The 14,721-nt window shown below is 36.7% G+C and carries 14 protein-coding genes and 6 pseudogenes; 10 read left to right on the forward strand and 10 right to left on the reverse strand.

Annotated elements, in window-relative coordinates; translation table 11 throughout:
• Positions 1-15 precede the first annotated feature (15 nt).
• Positions 16-579, reverse strand: a complete 564-nt coding sequence (locus WJM97_RS20275; protein ID WP_353930564.1) for a pyridoxamine 5'-phosphate oxidase family protein — start codon at positions 577-579, stop codon at positions 16-18.
• A 69-nt stretch (positions 580-648) separates the two neighbouring features.
• On the opposite strand from WJM97_RS20275, the gene WJM97_RS20280 reads away from it, so the two are divergent.
• A complete protein-coding gene (locus tag WJM97_RS20280) occupies positions 649-1,581 on the forward strand; it encodes a pyridoxal-phosphate dependent enzyme (RefSeq protein ID WP_353930565.1) in 933 nt (310 codons plus the stop codon).
• Between the two features lie 56 nt (positions 1,582-1,637).
• Here the strand turns inward: WJM97_RS20280 and WJM97_RS20285 are convergent, their stop codons facing one another.
• Positions 1,638-2,060 (reverse strand): hypothetical protein, encoded by a 423-nt coding sequence (locus tag WJM97_RS20285; protein WP_353930566.1) that lies wholly within the window; start codon positions 2,058-2,060, stop codon positions 1,638-1,640.
• A 300-nt stretch (positions 2,061-2,360) separates the two neighbouring features.
• Between WJM97_RS20285 and WJM97_RS20290 the strand changes: the two genes are divergently transcribed.
• The 3 genes and pseudogenes from WJM97_RS20290 (at position 2,361) to WJM97_RS20300 (ending at position 3,750) form a co-directional block, all read left to right on the forward strand.
• Positions 2,361-2,906: an NADPH-dependent FMN reductase gene (locus WJM97_RS20290; RefSeq protein ID WP_353930567.1), complete on the forward strand. Its 546-nt coding sequence runs from the start codon at positions 2,361-2,363 to the stop codon at positions 2,904-2,906.
• Between the two features lie 108 nt (positions 2,907-3,014).
• Positions 3,015-3,219: pseudogene (locus WJM97_RS20295) on the forward strand (IS701 family transposase); the annotation flags it as partial.
• A 144-nt stretch (positions 3,220-3,363) separates the two neighbouring features.
• Positions 3,364-3,750 (forward strand): hypothetical protein, encoded by a 387-nt coding sequence (locus tag WJM97_RS20300; RefSeq protein ID WP_353930568.1) that lies wholly within the window; start codon positions 3,364-3,366, stop codon positions 3,748-3,750.
• A gap of 353 nt (positions 3,751-4,103) precedes the next feature.
• Here WJM97_RS20300 and WJM97_RS20305 read toward each other — a convergent pair.
• Positions 4,104-5,204: pseudogene (locus WJM97_RS20305) on the reverse strand (nickel-dependent hydrogenase large subunit); the annotation flags it as partial.
• Between the two features lie 116 nt (positions 5,205-5,320).
• Between WJM97_RS20305 and WJM97_RS20310 the strand changes: the two are divergent.
• On the forward strand, positions 5,321-6,802 hold the full coding sequence (locus tag WJM97_RS20310; protein WP_353930569.1) for a site-specific integrase: 1,482 nt from the start codon (positions 5,321-5,323) through the stop codon (positions 6,800-6,802).
• Between the two features lie 42 nt (positions 6,803-6,844).
• On the opposite strand, the pseudogene WJM97_RS20315 reads toward WJM97_RS20310, so the two are convergent.
• Positions 6,845-6,919: pseudogene (locus WJM97_RS20315) on the reverse strand (tyrosine-type recombinase/integrase); the annotation flags it as partial.
• 60 nt (positions 6,920-6,979) lie between these two features.
• On the opposite strand from WJM97_RS20315, the gene WJM97_RS20320 reads away from it, so the two are divergent.
• Positions 6,980-7,444, forward strand: coding sequence for a hypothetical protein (locus WJM97_RS20320; protein WP_353930570.1), 465 nt, complete (start codon positions 6,980-6,982; stop codon positions 7,442-7,444).
• A gap of 366 nt (positions 7,445-7,810) precedes the next feature.
• On the opposite strand, the gene WJM97_RS20325 is transcribed toward WJM97_RS20320, so the two are convergent.
• Entirely contained in the window at positions 7,811-8,362 is a 552-nt protein-coding gene (locus tag WJM97_RS20325) for a transposase (protein ID WP_353930571.1), read from the reverse strand.
• 100 nt (positions 8,363-8,462) lie between these two features.
• Here WJM97_RS20325 and WJM97_RS20330 point away from each other — a divergent pair.
• Positions 8,463-8,693, forward strand: a pseudogene (locus WJM97_RS20330) (hypothetical protein).
• 128 nt (positions 8,694-8,821) lie between these two features.
• On the opposite strand, the gene WJM97_RS20335 reads toward WJM97_RS20330, so the two are convergent.
• Entirely contained in the window at positions 8,822-9,217 is a 396-nt protein-coding gene (locus WJM97_RS20335) for an aspartyl protease family protein (RefSeq protein ID WP_353930572.1), read from the reverse strand.
• On the reverse strand, positions 9,210-9,428 hold the full coding sequence (locus WJM97_RS20340; protein WP_353930573.1) for a hypothetical protein: 219 nt from the start codon (positions 9,426-9,428) through the stop codon (positions 9,210-9,212). Before WJM97_RS20340 ends, WJM97_RS20335 begins: the two co-directional genes overlap by 8 nt.
• 163 nt (positions 9,429-9,591) lie before the next feature.
• On the opposite strand from WJM97_RS20340, the gene WJM97_RS20345 reads away from it, so the two are divergent.
• Both WJM97_RS20345 and WJM97_RS20350 read left to right on the forward strand, forming a co-directional pair.
• Complete coding sequence (locus WJM97_RS20345) at positions 9,592-9,876, forward strand: hypothetical protein (protein WP_353930574.1); 285 nt, start codon at positions 9,592-9,594, stop codon at positions 9,874-9,876.
• A 186-nt stretch (positions 9,877-10,062) separates the two neighbouring features.
• A pseudogene (locus tag WJM97_RS20350) lies at positions 10,063-10,377 on the forward strand (GIY-YIG nuclease family protein); the annotation flags it as partial.
• A gap of 64 nt (positions 10,378-10,441) precedes the next feature.
• Here the strand turns inward: WJM97_RS20350 and WJM97_RS20355 are convergent.
• Both WJM97_RS20355 and WJM97_RS20360 read right to left on the reverse strand, forming a co-directional pair.
• Positions 10,442-10,627: pseudogene (locus WJM97_RS20355) on the reverse strand (DUF433 domain-containing protein); the annotation flags it as partial.
• Between the two features lie 152 nt (positions 10,628-10,779).
• Positions 10,780-12,336, reverse strand: coding sequence for an AAA-like domain-containing protein (locus WJM97_RS20360; RefSeq protein ID WP_353930575.1), 1,557 nt, complete (start codon positions 12,334-12,336; stop codon positions 10,780-10,782).
• Positions 12,337-12,569: 233 nt separating this feature from the next.
• On the opposite strand from WJM97_RS20360, the gene WJM97_RS20365 reads away from it, so the two are divergent.
• Positions 12,570-13,742: a PIN domain-containing protein gene (locus WJM97_RS20365; protein ID WP_353930576.1), complete on the forward strand. Its 1,173-nt coding sequence runs from the start codon at positions 12,570-12,572 to the stop codon at positions 13,740-13,742.
• A gap of 339 nt (positions 13,743-14,081) precedes the next feature.
• Here WJM97_RS20365 and WJM97_RS20370 read toward each other — a convergent pair whose 3' ends face one another.
• Positions 14,082-14,492, reverse strand: coding sequence for a hypothetical protein (locus WJM97_RS20370; protein ID WP_353930577.1), 411 nt, complete (start codon positions 14,490-14,492; stop codon positions 14,082-14,084).
• Positions 14,493-14,721: the final 229 nt, after the last annotated feature.

Genomic DNA, 14,721 nt, shown 5'->3' on the forward strand with positions numbered 1-14,721 from the left:
TAATCATTTACTAATTTATTTGTGATTATGAACTTGGGATAGTGGAGTTAATAAACCATCAATACTAACTAAATTTTTCTGTTGATGGTATTCTTTAATTCCCTGTTCACCTTTCTTATTAGCCCAATGAACTAATGTTTCTCTTTGTGCTTGATATTCATAGAGAGGTACACCAAAACCACAGGAGGTTTGAATTCGGTCAATATTAGCAACAATTATTTGCCGAGTACCAGGAATATTGGAAAACAAAGAATAGTAATAATCCCACTCTGGGGAGTTAGGTAAAATAGTTTTTCCTTGTCCATAAAGACGCAAAATAGAAGGTGGTTCTTCAAAAGCACAAAACATAAATGTAATTCTGCCATTTTCTAACAGATGAGCAGAAGTTTCATTACCACTACCAGTTACATCCAAATAAGCAACACGATTAGGTGAAATAATCTGAAAACTTTCTAAACCTTTGGGAGAAATGTTAACATGACCAGTAGGACTTAAAGGAGCAGTACCCACAAAAAACATTTGTTGATTTGCAATAAATTTTTGCAATTCTTCAGTAATAGATTCAAAAACTTTAGCCATAACCAATTTGGGGATTTTTGCAGATTTATTACTTTTTACTATTCCCACAAAGCTTAACTTGTGATTCAAATGTCGTCAATATTTTTATCTCCACCTGTACAAAAAATTAATAATCAAATAGCTGCTAATGCTGGAGTTGAGTTAAATATATTACGCCTTGATCTGATGCACCCAGAGATTAATGGTAACAAGTGGTTCAAGTTAAAATACAATCTTTTGGCAGCTAAAGAGAAAAATTACTCAACCATACTTACCTTTGGTGGTGCTTATTCTAATCATATTTTTGCTACCGCAGCAGCAGGTAATGCTTTCGGTTTCCATACTATTGGAGTAATTCGAGGAGAAGAGACTTTACCCCTAAATCCTACATTGAGTTTTGCTGTAAAAAAAGGAATGAAGTTAGTATATTGCGATCGCACCACCTACCGCAAAAAACACACAAAGGAATTACAAACAGAGTTAAAACAACGCTTTGGGGAAATATTCATTATTCCCGAAGGAGGTTGTAACTTAAATGGTGTGCGAGGTTGTACAGAAATAATGGAAGATTTAGATTATTTTGATACTATTTGTTTAGCCTGTGGAACGGGTACAACCTTAGCTGGTATAGCACTTTCATTATCTTCTCAACAGAGAGTTGTTGGTTTTCCTGTATTAAAAGGTGGAGAATTCTTAGTAGAGGAAATCAAAAATCTCACACAAAATTATCTCATATCCGGTTTACCAGCACCTGTTAAAAATCCAGCACCTTGGCAATTAATATCTGATTACCACTTTGGGGGTTATGCAAAAATCACTCAGGAATTAATTACCTTTTGTCATAAATTCAAGCAAGAACATAATATACCCCTAGATTATGTTTATACAGGAAAAATGTTTTATGGAGTTATGGAATTATTGAAAAAGGGATTTTTTCAACCGAGTAAAATACTATTAATACATACAGGTGGTTTACAAGGGAATCTAAGTACAGAAGATGCAAAAATAAAAATATTAGATTAAATACCAATAAATATTATATCTAGGGTTTAGCAAAACTAAACCCTAACCAAATCTTACTATAAAGCTACACCATGTTTTTTAGCGATTTCCATAAGTTGATCATACTGATGTTGAGATGCTTTTGTTAATATTGTTTCTGCATCTGCTGGATCAGTGCCATCTTTAGGAATTAAAAATTTAACATAAAGTGCAACAAAATCAACAATAGCTGCTGAACCAGACAAATTATGTTGATCAGATTGTTGTCCAGCAATTACCGCTACTAAACCCGCGCGAATTGGATCAGGTTTTACTTTCATAAACTGATCAATTAGTTGTTTTAAATAATCTCCTGGTTCTAAGTTTTTCAACTTATTTTCATCAGGTTTAAATTCTAATCCTGCGGCTTTTGACTGTTCTAAAACACACCATTCTGTAAATTCTTGCAGTGCAGCATCAGGAAGTTTAGGGAGATATTGATACAGTTCTATATTAGACACAGGGTTACACCAAATAGAGGATAGAGGTTTTTAATTGCATCAAATTCACCCTAACCCACTGTTTTAGATAGTTTTGTAGTAGAACTGACAATCTAAATTTTGTTTTAGATCCCCCCAACTCCCTTGATAAGGGGGATCTGAGAGCTTTTGATACACCATGAGGGACTTTTCAAACATCCTCTAACTGCTTCAACTTTCTTTCTCTTTCTCCTGGCAATTGACACATGATATCATTAAACGCTATTATAACCGTAGTCGTAACGACTCCGCTTTTTAATAATTCTAGTTTTTGAGTGAACTATGGTAAAAATTGTTGGTATTGGTGGTAGTTTAAGACCCGGATCTTATACTCAGCTAGGGTTAAAAATAGCAGCGCAAAGAATTGAAGCCTTGGGTGCAGAGGTAGAAATTCTCGATTTACGGGAAATGCAGCTACCTTTTTGTAATGGTGGCAAAGAATATCCAGAATATCCAGATGTACAACGGTTGCGCGATACTGTTAGCAATGCTGACGGTTTAATTTTAGCGACACCAGAATATCATGGTAGCGTTAGTGGTGTGATCAAAAACGCTTTAGATTTAATGAGTTTTGATCAACTATCTGGGAAAGTGACAGGAGTAATTAGCATTTTGGGTGGTCAGGTTAATAGTAATGCTCTCAATGACCTAAGAATCATTATGAGATGGGTACATGGCTGGGTAATTCCCGAACAGATAGCGATTGGACAAGCTTACAGTGCTTTTAGTCCTGAAGGTAAATTATTGGATGATAAACTATCTCAACGGTTTGATCAGTTTGCTCAAAGTTTGGTAGATAATACGCGGAAATTGCGCGGAGTTAATTAGAGGTAAGGATAGAAAGAGGGGATATGACAGTTTATCCCTCTTCTGTCACTCTGCGAGTGAAATGAATAAAACAATCAGAAAATAAAACTCTACAAGGCAGGTGGAGCAATGGATGTAGAATTACAAATCCTGAAGCATTTGGCGCGAGATGCTCACCCCAGTTATAGATGAATATTGTGCAGAGTATAAAGACCTGTTTAAAGAAGTAAGAAATTATGAATACTTCAAGTATTTACACTTGGGAATAATTTCACAGATAAAAAGAAAATCATTGCCAGAAATAGCGAAAATCGAGAGTATAAACTCTGCACAATTACTACCTTTCCCACATTTCAAACACCTTCTAAGCACTTGTTGAAAACTTCCACATCTGAGGATGAGCTAATGTATCTCAATAGCAGTATTTAGCACCGAATTTAAGGTAAGATTAGAGATTATCGCCAAATTACCAGATGCCATGTTTGAGATATTGCCCTTTCGATTTGAAATAGATAAAATTGCGATCGCCGGAGCTTGTTTATGGGCCTTAGCATTATATCTGATGTTGGCATCTACGAGAGAATGGGTGACAGAACAACTCAACCGCTGGTTTAACTTCGCTGAAAGATCACTTTACACCAGTGAAACAGAATTTGAAAAAACCCGCAAAGCCAGAGAATCACAAAATGCCTTTTACGCTTCAGTTTTTAGCATTATCCCTTTTATCATCTTTGGTGCATTGTCTAACTGGGGTTTAGAAATTAGTTTAGGTGCTAGTTGGGGAATTAGTACCGGTATCCTGGCCTGTATGGGTGCAGGAATTTATGAACTGGGACGCAGAGATGGGGAAGCAGATGATAGTTAATAGGTGACAGTTGACAGTTGACAGTTGACAGGTGACAGGTGACAGGTAAGAAGACAAAAGTTTTGATCACAAAAACCCTGATAGTTATCTGATAGTTAGGGCTTGCTGAATAAATCTCAAAACATTACAGGTAAACGATTTTAGCGATTTTGACTTTCAAAAAATGCAAGCTTTGATGAGGTGAGAACTGAAAAACCTTGCATTTAATTCCTGCTTCAAGGAAAAATAGTTCCCATCCAACTCTTGAAACTGTCACCTGTCACCTGTCACCTGTCACCTGTCTCCACGACAAGACTTTATCAGCAACCCCTAGTTATAAGGTGGGAAATACCCACCCTACAAAACAATAAATTCTAAGCAGTTCTAAACCTTGCTAATTCTTCCCCAGTCTTCGCATCATGAGCGTGAACAGTACACACCAAACAGGAGTCAAAGGAACGCGCTACATGACCAACCTCCACAGGATCAGTAGGATCAGCAATGGGTGTACCTATTAACGCTTCTTCAATCGGTCCACGTTTACCAGCACCGTCACGGGGGCCAATATTCCAAGTTCCAGGAGCGATAACTTGGTATTGTTTAATCTTACCTTCTTCAATTTCTACCCAGTGACACAAAGCGCCTCTTGCTGCTTCCGTTGCACCCCATCCCTTACCGTCTTTTTCTTTAGGTTTAATATACCAAGGATCGTTTAATTTGAACTCCCGTAAACAACGTTCAGCTTGACGATATAACTTGACTAATTCATGCACCCTTGCTAGTTGTCTGAGGTGAACATTTGCACCACCCATTTTTTTGTAAACGTCTAAAATAAATGGGTCATGATGCTGCCAAGATTCTCCATGTGTACCACCTGCAACTAATTGACGTGCTAGGGGGCCAGCTTCTAAACGTCCGATGTCTTGGTGTAAAACTGCACTAGACCAAGAATAAGCACCCTCAAAGTCTTTTTGGTTATTGATAGTTGGGGAAGTATTGCGATCGCTCGGATGCCAATCTTGTGTACCTTCATCATACCAGGAATGGGTTAAATTTTCCCGCACAAAACCCGGTTCCATCAACCGATGAGTATCTTTGCAACCATCGTAAACACCGCTTTTCATAATTACCGCAGCGTTACGACCTTCAATGGTGGGTTTATTATATCTGTCCTCATGGGGTAAATATCCCCAACTGACAAACTTACCCACACCAATACCATACCGGTCTAAACCGATATCCAAACCCATGCGCCAATATAAGCCTAAGTCAGATTCTCGGTGTTTAACATCTTCATCTAACCACTTTTGGAAATCCTCATAAGATTGAATTTCCTCATATCTTTCTAAAGAACATCCTAACCAAACCGGTTCTAACCAATTGGTGCGGAAATATTCCAGAATACCCCAAGCGCGGGTAATGTCAGTCAAAGTGGGAGCGCACATCACACCACCAGGCACCATATAACTGCTATGACAACAGGTGATATGCTGTAAATGTTCCTGAATAACTTATTTTCAGGTAATTTTGCTCAGTTATAACATTTTATTTTCACCATTTCAGCTTTGATAAATAAAGGAATATTTAGGGAATGAACGGAAAAAATCAGGGAAATTACCGGGGTACTGATCCCACATCTACAGATCAAGATACCAACGCAGACTCAAGAAACTGGTTTGCAGATATGTTTGCAGATGTGATATTTGCAGATTTTGAGAACACCACAGACGGTAGTTATAGAGGAACAATGGCGAAAATAAAAGCAACAGAATTACAATATCAAGCAGTTTTTGAACAGAAGTTAATCGAAGCTAATACTAATTTAAAAAGAGAGAGAGTTAAAGTTAGTATTAAACAAACTGGTAATTCTTTACAATTAAGAGCTACCTTACCTTTAAAACCAGGTGATAAAAGTGTCGGGAAGCAGAAAAAACAGTATGATTTGTCTTTAGGAATACCTGCAAATTTAGAGGGTTTAAAAACAGCAATTGAGGAAAGTTACGAGTTAGGTAAATTAATTGCTCGTCATACTTTTGAGTGGAATGAGAAGTATTTAGGAATTAAAGCTAGAGAGAAACAAGATATTAAAACTATTGGAGATTTATTAGATACATTTGAGGAAAAATATTATCAAACTCGGCAGAAAACTATTACCAGTGAAAATACTTTTGCTAATTATCTATCTGTAATTAAAAGAAACTTTAATTTAACAACTTTAGCTACTAAAGAAAATTTTGAGGAAGTGATTAATTCATTTCAGGGGAATAAAAAAAATGAATTAATTGCGGTAACTTCTGTTTTGATAAAAACTTTTAATTTAGGATTTAAACTCGATGTCAAACGAGATCATGTCACTCCTACTTATCGAGAAATTCCTGAAGATAAAAAAATTATATCTGGTTTTTACCTGTTTGAAAAATTCGCCCTCAATCGCAAAAATACAAATATTAGTGATGAAATAGACACTTGGGAAATGTGGCGTTGGGTATATGGAATGTTGGCAACCTATGGTTTAAGACCAAGGGAATTATTTGTAGAACCTGATATTAATTGGTGGATGTCTCCCCAAAATATAGATCATACTTGGAAGGTGAATAAAAATACAAAAACTGGATATAGGGAAGTTATTCCTTTTGTTCCTGAATGGATAGATTTATTTGATTTAAAAAATCCCAAACCATTAAAGATTTTAGAAAGAAAAGTTGAAAAAATTGCTTCTGTACAAAATATTAATTGGATGAGAAGAGATATATCGAGATGGTTTAGAAAAGTGGGAATTGAATTTCAACCTTATGATTTACGTCATGGTTGTGCAATTCGAGCGCATCTTCAGGGAATACCGATTAAAGCAGCAGCAGATAATTTAGGTCATACTGTTGATGAACATACAAAGACTTATCAAAGATGGTTTGGGATTGAAAATAGGAAGAAAGCTTTTGGTGAGGTGATGAGTCAGAAGTCGTTAATTGAGTTGCAGAAAAATGACATATTGGCGTTACGGATGGAGAATGAAAGATTGAAGTTGGAAGTTGAAAAGTTGAGGTTTCTGGGAAGTAAAAATCATCACGGTTAAAAATTTTGGTATAAATCATGGTGATTTATATATCTTGTGTCAGAGTAATTCCCGAACTGTGCGGATATCGTAGCCTTTTTGCAATAAATGCGTGGCAAAACTATGGCGAAAGGTATGACAAACGACCTTTTTTTGAATATCAGCTTGACCAAAATCTAGAAAAAGGAAAGTAAAATTATGGCAAATACTTATAGAATAGACTCTGATTGCCTCGAACTGTTTTTGATTGTTGCAGAATACTCAAATAACAAAACTGTGGATGCCATCGCTGGAAAACTGAAAGAATTCGCTAACCAAGGAAAAGCCTCCACTAGCAATGGTATCGAATATACTGATGATAAAATCAACAAGATGTTTGATGATGTCAGGAAAAGACGTTTAGAACGAGAAAACAATGAACAATTCAATAACAGAACTACTAAGGTTGGCGCAATGGCTACTCTTGTCATTGGTGCATCGAGCTTATTAATAATTGGTAATGTCGTTTCTCTTGCAGCTCTCGCCGGAGGTGTAATTACCATGGCTATTGGTGCAGGTGTAGCAACAAAAGTAAAATGGAGTGTGGGGGTTCCTAATGTAATTCAGTTTAAATTCTCATCATTAAACGAAGAGTATGGCAAACCATTTGAGGAAATTAAGTGATAGTAAAAAAAATAAGTATAGCTCTGAATTACTGTAGCACTTACTAACAGTGCGATCGCATATCTTGTAGGGTGCGTTAATGAAATGTAACGCACCATTAAATATATATACATAAATGTAAAGCACCATATTTATTTTATGATTATTTACCGATTTTCGGTGCGTTATGCTGTCGCTAACACACCCTACGATTTAATCAGTTTGATCGTCCCAAAATCCTTAAGTGCGATCGCCGATCTTGTAGGGTGCGTTAATGAAATGTAACGCACCATCAAATATACACAAATTTAACTCCCCATATTTATGATTATTTACTGATTTTCGGTGCGTTACGCTATCGCTAACACACCCTACGGTTTAATTGGTTTAATCGTCCCAAAACCCTTGAGGTTTTTCCTTTCTGCCATCTGTACCCCAATCACTTGGATAAATTCCCTGAGCGATAAACCTATGAATACTGGAATACGGCCAATCTTGGGGATTTTCACACAATCCATGTCTAACCGGATTATCGTGAATATAATCACAATGTAGCTCAAAATCCCGTTCATCCCGAATTAAATGCTCCCAAAACCGACGTTGCCAAAGATTACTTTCTCGTCGCTTTTGTCGTGATTGGGAAACTTCCCTATTAACCCCTAATTCCTGTCCATAATGTTTAGTAACATAAGTTTTAATGAGGCGCAATCTAACCGACAAATCTTTATCATCGGTGGGTAAAGTCCACAAACAATGAAAATGATCAGGTAATAAAACAAAAGCATCAATACAAAAAGGATATTTTTCCCTGACTTTTTCTATTGCTTCTCGGAGAGATTTTCTCCCTATGTCAGTACAAAGCCAAGATTCTCTTTGATAAGTGACTTGTGTGATGAAATATGTACCTCCAGAAATATTAGGTCTTCTATAATTAGGCATTATGGAGCTAGTAGGGGTAAAAATAAATCACTGTTTAATTATTTATTGTAATGCGGAAAGATTGATCATAAGCTATCTGTGAAATACGGAGTCCTAAACCATGCAAGTGAAACTTTCTGAGCAAATTTCTTCCGATGATGCGGAAATTATTTTAAAACACTTACCAGAATGGATTCAGGATGCCTTGATTGCTCGTGCTACTGAAATTGATTATCCCGTTGAAGCAATTATTGAAATGGCGTTCACGTAGTGTCTCTGAAAGAGAATCGCCAGTTTTTTAGACACAGAGGCATTAAGTTTTGCTGATTGTAAGCCAGGGCGGGGTCAATAAATCTAATAAATATCTTTGCAAAAAGCGATAGCGCCAGCGCTGCTGCAAGCAGTTCGCTAAATTTCCATTTTCTTGTGTTTCCTTAACTCTTATTAAATGCGATCACTAATATTGGGTTAGTGCGATCGCTAATCACGTCGGATAATTTTGATTGTGCATTGCGATCTTTCAAAACAAACATCAAACTCTCGAAAAAAGTTAGTTTGCCCAAGAATTAAGGGTACATGAGAGGATTCTACCCAAGCAAATGCTAGACGAACGGGTTCAAGATTCCCAATTTGAACTTTCACAAATAACCCCCGTGCTTCAACCTTTGCAAGATTTCCAGCCAATGGTAAGCGGACAGTTTGATTATCCCAAATTGCACCTAATTGTAACCCAGTGTCATAAGGTAAGACATTGACCGTAGACCCAGTATCCAGCAGTGCATTCGCAGAAACAGAAAAGTCTGCATAACTCAAAATGACAGGAATTGTGGGTAATGCTTCATCGTCAGAAAAGGGAAACTCAACTGTACTAGGCATGAGTTGATGTCTCTTTGTTATCCTGAATCATCTGCATTAGAATGTTTGCAGCTTCCGTTGCGTCGTAGGGCGACCAAATCGGATACTCTGAAGCAGAAAAGATAACTTGTAATTCAGCGTTGGGGATTTGTGTAGCTAGGAGTTTAAAGAGTGATAATTTGTCTGATTGACTCAGATTATTGACTAGAGGAATTAACTCAGCAAGTGACATATTTTAAACTTTGAGATATACAATAATACATTGATTATAAGATATCTGTGGGGAGATGACAGGAGTTCTGTTTTAAATTACCATCTCTTAACCTGGATATCCTGAGAAGTAGAATTGAGAAATTTATTGAACATTGTGAAAATAACCTGGAGGAAAATCAATCATGAATCTTAATGAATTACCAGGTGCAGAAATAATATTACCTGGACTAAGTGATCTTCAAAATGGTGAATCTAATACAATTGGAGCATTGTTAATTGCGATCGCCTCAACACGCTTGACAGAAGCCGGTTTAGATATCCCCAAAGATCACTTATCACCAGAACCAGAGTTAACTTTATATGCTAATCTCCAAGATCAAAGAGACGATGCTTACGTTTATTATAATGCTTTGCTTAATCAACTAAATAGCTTTTGTAATTCACTCGAATTAAATTATAAATATTAGCCATCTAACCTTACTGTTAAATATCTTTGGGAAAAGTTATCTCCCTCAATTGTCATTTTATTGTGCTTCCTGAACTATTATTAATTGCGATCTCATGGGTAAGTGATAGCGAAGCGCTGCTGCAAGCAGTTAGCCAATACTCTAGGTTGCGTTAATGAAATGTAAAGCACCTTTTTCGGTGGCATGATGAGTTCGATAATCTACAATCTACCTTCCGTGCCAACGAACAATTCTGAAATACAGAATCAAGCAAGAAACATCTTGGATGCAATTGCGTTTACTCCCTTTGAGCAATGTCAACCCTTGAGCCGAGATTTTAGCGACATTCCAGATCGTCCCGGCATTTACGCAGTTAGGCATAGATATCAGGGATTGCTTTACATTGGTAAAACCAAAAGTTTACGAAGTCGTTTTAAAGGTGGACATAAAGCTTTTTTGTGGGCTTGGCTCGATCAATATAAAAGTGAAGATGTAAGAATTGCCGTGCAGACAATACCTTACTCGAAAAACCCTGAGCTACTATTAGAACTAGAGGCGATAATTTTGAGAGCAACTGAGCCACCATCGCATAAGCAATACAAGCCTTTAAATCTTCTCTCGTTAGGTCGGGAAAATCATCAAGAATTTCTGCTTCTGTCATCTCGGAAGCTAGGTATTCAAGCACCTCATAAACTGTAATTCGCAAGCCACGTACACAAGGCTTACCACCGCGTTTATTGGGTTCGATTGTGATATAGTTTCTGTAATTCATTATGTGGCTTTGCATTATTGCCAACTTATCTAATCATACCATGTATTCCTGCTCACAACTCAATAATTTCACTGTTAAACATCTTTGAGAAAGACGATAAGTAAAATTCCTTCTTTGCGTTCTCTTCTCTGCGCCTCTGTGTGAAAAAATACTCACGCCCGAATCACAGTAATCCGACGTTGATTTTCCGTCACCACAACCTCTGTTGATAACCTTTCCTCCATTGGTAGGGCATTTTTACGCCTGTCAAACACAAATAACCAACCAAAATCCAACCCCAAACGCCCTAAATAGGATTCTAACTGTTCAATACCATCAGCTTGCGGATCTCTCTTTTTATCCCTCCACACCTTTAATTCAATACCTAAAGTTACATCTTTGTAACGCAGACATAAATCCATTCGGTCGCTACCAATTGCATATTCCCGTTCCAAGACTCCACCACCATTGATAACACGATGCAAAAAAGCCATTAATACGATATGAGGGGCAATTTCATGGTAGCCAGTGCTACCTAATAACGGTTCTCCGTGCTGTCGCCAAAATTTAAGAAATGCTGTGAGTAAAGCATCTATATTTAATTCCCCTGCCGCAGTTAACCAAGTCGGTGCAATCATTGGTAAGGAAGCCATTGGTGTCACTGTTAAAACCCTGGGTAACACTTCCCGATAAATGGGATTAGCAATAGTTAATCCTCCGTAGGGGTGCATTTTACACAATCCTAAATCAATCACAAATTGAATATCATCATTGGGTATATTTCCTAATTCTAAACCTGCTAACATCGGTTCGATAATTGCTTTAATTCTTGGTTCTCGTAAGCGTTCGGCTAAACTATCTAAATGAGTATCTTGACGAGCAATTAATATTTCTTTTGCTTTTAAAATATCTTCTTTTGTAATCGCAATACTTCTATCTTTCACCATTTTTTCTACAATTTCTTTAGCCAAAGCATTCACTAACCAAGGTTGTCCTTGGGTTAAATCGAATGCTGTTTCTATGGCTTCTGGTGTGAAAATCTGTCCTGTTGCTTCTGTATGTTGTTGATATAATTCTGCCACTTCTTCAGCATTAAAATTTCGCAGAGTAATAGAACTGACTTTAATATTAAATGGACTAGAAGTATTTAATCTATCACTACCACCAGATGCAACTTTATAATCTCGCACATCTCTTAAACCAATTAATCCTACAGATGAGGGAAAATTTTCTGGACGATTGGGAAAACCATCTCTTAATTGTCTTAAAACTGAAATTAATGTTTGGTCTTGTAAAGAATCAATTTCATCAATCAATATTACCAAAGGTCGGGGTGAAGCTTTTGACCAACCTTGCAAAAAAGCCTTAATTCTGTTTCCTGGTTCTTCCTGTTGCCATTGTTTAACAGGTGGTTGTAATTCTTTGGGTAAGCGGATAGAAATATTATCATACCAAGTTCCCAAAATCGCTAATTCTGCCGCACCGGGGTCATGATTAAATGCACTTCCTACTTCTACTGATATCATTACTGCTGCATAATTTCCTGTGGCGGTAAGTTGATTTGCTAGGGATAACATTGCTGTTGTTTTCCCTGTTTGTCGTGGTGCATGAAGGACAAAATAACTACGCTGTTGAATTAGCTCCTCCAAATCTGGTAATCGTATTGTTGGAGAGAGCATATAGTGGATATCATCTTCACAAGGACCTGCAATATTAAACCAGTGAGTCATAGGATTTTGGCAGTTAGCGGACACTTTGAGTTTAGACGATTTTCGGGTTGGGGATGGCAGGAAGGGCTAATGGGGGATTTTTGTGTGTTTAAATATCGGGTAGATATACTGAATCACTCCGTCTATTACCTGGAAAAGGATAATAGTCAGAAAATTTATTGCTATCCAGCCAGATTTGGGTAGTTATCTGGAAATTTTCTGTATAATACGTGGATATTGAGGATATTCGCAAAATGGAAATAAAACCCCCTCCTCGGCTAGTTACTCTTGATACACAGGTTTTTAATAGCTATAATTTTCACTATAATTCTAAGCCTTTTCAAACCTTAGTTAAACTTTCTCAGGAAGAAAAAATAAGACTTCTTTTAACTTCTGTTACTCTTAATGAATTAAGAGCGCATATTATCGAAGGTGCTAAATTAGCATCAGAAGCAGTCAAGACAGGTATAAACAATTTAGATCATACACGATCCAAACCACCAAAAGGTAAGGAAAAAATAAAAATCTCTAAGAATTCTGACTTACTATATGAATTCAAGAAGAAAGTACAAGAACTTGTACCAAATTTCGAGCAAATTAAACATGAGCTTTTAGACAAACTTGAGATTTTTTTGCAGGAAACTGATTTTCAAAAAATAGAAGTTGATCAAGTTTCAGTGGTTGATATTTTTGAAAATTATTTTTCTGGTAATCCACCATTTGGCGAAGGAAAAAAGAAATCTGAGTTTCCAGATGCTTTTGCGCTCTTAGCTCTTAAAAAGGAGGCAAAAGACAGAAACAAAATAATCTATGTCGTTAGTGGAGATTCCGATTGGGAGAAGTTTTGTTCATCAAGTGAAGACCTATGTTGGATTGGAAATCTCGATGAATTATTAGAAAATATAATTCGAGAAACTGATTCAGATGAGGTTGACGTATGTTATGAACTTTATAGGGACAAAGAAAATGAGATAGAAAGATACATAGAGGATAAATTCTCAGATTTAGATTTTTCAATTGATTTGTCTGGCAGTAGTTTGATTGAATGGGGCAGTGAAGAAATTGAAGTTAATGTTAATTCAGTACATATCATTAATTCCTCATTGGTTGAAATTGACGATTCCGATTTAGATCAACCTTCAGTAGTGTTTGAGTTAGAAGCAGAGGTAAATTATGATGCAAATGTAAGCTATGAGAGCTTAGAATATGCAATTTATGACAGAGAAGATGGTATGTACTATGGAGGAGAAACAATAGATACAGTCTTTACTCAGTCGGTTAAGTTGAATGTGGAAGTTATGCTCACTCTATCTAGAGATAAAGACTATTCCTTGTGTGATGCCGATGTAGAAGATATTACTATAGATCCGAATAATACTTTAGGTGAAATAGTTATTGATACAGGCTTTAAGGATGATTATTACTAGATCAATCTAGATCAATAACCTACAACTAAAATTTTTACAGTACGATCATCGCGTTATACGAATTGTGATGGCGCAGAGCGCCCGCTGGAAGCAATCGCAATATAAAAAATCATTGGAGCGGACAAATATGATATTTTAGTTTTGAGTTGGGAGCGATCGCTCAATTTCCAAACAAATAAATACTTCTATACTCAAACAAGTATGTAATTATTTAAACGCAGATACTACCATTTGCGTATTTATATTGATAAAATCCTGGCTTATACTTCAATATAAATAAAATGTCGTGTTACTGAAATTATATGGAAAATCAGAAAATTATAGCACTACAAAATATCTTCAATTTAAATCATGACCTGTTGGTGGGGATAGATCCATTACTTCAGTAAACCGGGAATATTTCACCTCATTAGTTGGGGGAAACTGTGCGGAAACAGCCATTAAACCAACTTTGATATCCTCAAAGAAAATCACACCACCAATTCGTCCGTCGGCTTGGAATGGGCCATGGAAAAATTGATGTCGGGGAATATGGATGAGGAGAGAATTGGTAATTTTGACGTTTTGACCAAATAGTTGTTGACAGGTTTTTTTGACAACTGCATCTATATATTGATTCTGCACAGGTTGACCCAAGTTGATGAATTTGGGATTATCCCCAAAATGATCCATGTAATATGACCAGATGTTAGACAAATCTTTTTCTTCAGTGAGGATTTGCTTGAGTTCCTGCCATCGTTTGAAATTCATAATATGGGTAGTTTGGATTCTTCTTTGGTTACTAAAAATTTACCATAGTTATGCGATAGCGTTCGCGGAGCGTCCCGGAGGGAACTAGCGCTCCGTAGGAATCGCAATCGCTAATCTAGGATTAGGGAAAAATTAGGTAACGCCTGAAAACACCAAATAACTGTTAGTAGATAAAAGTAAATGGATTTATAATATATATGCGGTGGGTTTATGGCCTCATTTAAGGAAA

The sequence above is a fragment of the Okeanomitos corallinicola TIOX110 genome (assembly GCF_038050375.1).
Classification (GTDB): Bacteria; Cyanobacteriota; Cyanobacteriia; order Cyanobacteriales; family Nostocaceae; genus Okeanomitos; species Okeanomitos corallinicola.

Bases quoted from the DNA above. Each gene is read 5' to 3' on its own strand.
- WJM97_RS20275 (WP_353930564.1), bottom strand. From the start codon at position 579: ATGGCTAAAGTTTTTGAATCTATTACTGAAGAATTGCAAAAATTTATT.
- WJM97_RS20280 (WP_353930565.1), top strand. From the start codon at position 649: ATGTCGTCAATATTTTTATCTCCACCTGTACAAAAAATTAATAATCAA.
- WJM97_RS20290 (WP_353930567.1), top strand. From the start codon at position 2,361: ATGGTAAAAATTGTTGGTATTGGTGGTAGTTTAAGACCCGGATCTTAT.
- WJM97_RS20300 (WP_353930568.1), top strand. From the start codon at position 3,364: ATGTTTGAGATATTGCCCTTTCGATTTGAAATAGATAAAATTGCGATC.
- WJM97_RS20310 (WP_353930569.1), top strand. From the start codon at position 5,321: ATGAACGGAAAAAATCAGGGAAATTACCGGGGTACTGATCCCACATCT.
- WJM97_RS20320 (WP_353930570.1), top strand. From the start codon at position 6,980: ATGGCAAATACTTATAGAATAGACTCTGATTGCCTCGAACTGTTTTTG.
- WJM97_RS20325 (WP_353930571.1), bottom strand. From the start codon at position 8,362: ATGCCTAATTATAGAAGACCTAATATTTCTGGAGGTACATATTTCATC.
- WJM97_RS20335 (WP_353930572.1), bottom strand. From the start codon at position 9,217: ATGCCTAGTACAGTTGAGTTTCCCTTTTCTGACGATGAAGCATTACCC.
- WJM97_RS20340 (WP_353930573.1), bottom strand. From the start codon at position 9,428: ATGTCACTTGCTGAGTTAATTCCTCTAGTCAATAATCTGAGTCAATCA.
- WJM97_RS20345 (WP_353930574.1), top strand. From the start codon at position 9,592: ATGAATCTTAATGAATTACCAGGTGCAGAAATAATATTACCTGGACTA.
- WJM97_RS20360 (WP_353930575.1), bottom strand. From the start codon at position 12,336: ATGACTCACTGGTTTAATATTGCAGGTCCTTGTGAAGATGATATCCAC.
- WJM97_RS20365 (WP_353930576.1), top strand. From the start codon at position 12,570: ATGGAAATAAAACCCCCTCCTCGGCTAGTTACTCTTGATACACAGGTT.
- WJM97_RS20370 (WP_353930577.1), bottom strand. From the start codon at position 14,492: ATGAATTTCAAACGATGGCAGGAACTCAAGCAAATCCTCACTGAAGAA.